1 protein-coding gene is annotated in these 627 nt (G+C 46.1%); it reads left to right on the top strand.

Features of this window, described 5'->3' with window-relative positions; translation table 11 throughout:
* On the top strand, positions 1 to 585 hold a 585-nt coding region (locus CPT76_RS36070), incomplete at its 5' end, for an ABC transporter permease subunit (protein ID WP_105446281.1).
* Between the last annotated feature and the right edge of the window lie 42 nt (positions 586 to 627).

Here is a 627-nt window from a genome sequence, read left to right as displayed (position 1 = left end):
CGCTTTGTGCAGTCGGCAAGCTATTTGCCGCACTTTTTCTCATGGATCGTGGTGGCGTATATTCTCCAATCCTTTTTAACTTTGGATGGAGGGCTTGCAAACGATCTCATTACAAAGTTCGGTGGTGATCCAATCTTCTTTCTGGGCTCAACGGAATGGTTTCGGCCAATGATTGTATCTAGTAGTTTGTGGAAAGAAGTAGGTTGGAACACGATCCTTTACCTGGCAGCCATTACGACTATCGACCCGCAGCTTTATGAAGCTGCAAAAGTGGAAGGTGCGGGTAAACTCGCTAGGATTCGCTATATTACACTGCCGGGCATCTTGCCTACGATAACCATTGTTTTGATTTTGACCATTCCAAGTTTGATCACCGTAGGAATGGATCAAATTTATCCACTGATGAATCCGGCAAACCAAGCAGTTGCGGATGTTCTCGATACTTATGTCCTCCGTAGCGGGCTTCAACAGGGTTACTTTGGAATGGCAACAGCGGTCGGATTAATATCTTCGCTCATCAGCCTAATCCTTGTCGTGACGACAAACTCGATCTCCAAGAAAATCAATGACGAAGGGCTGTGGTAACTGGTGAAAACGTCTACATTTGAGCGGGTTGGTCAATGGCTG

Source organism: Paenibacillus sp. AR247, assembly GCF_002968895.1.
Lineage (GTDB): Bacteria > Bacillota > Bacilli > Paenibacillales > Paenibacillaceae > Paenibacillus_AQ > Paenibacillus_AQ favisporus.
The sequence above is the reverse complement of the archived record's forward strand: the minus strand, read 5'-3'. Positions and strand labels throughout refer to the sequence as shown.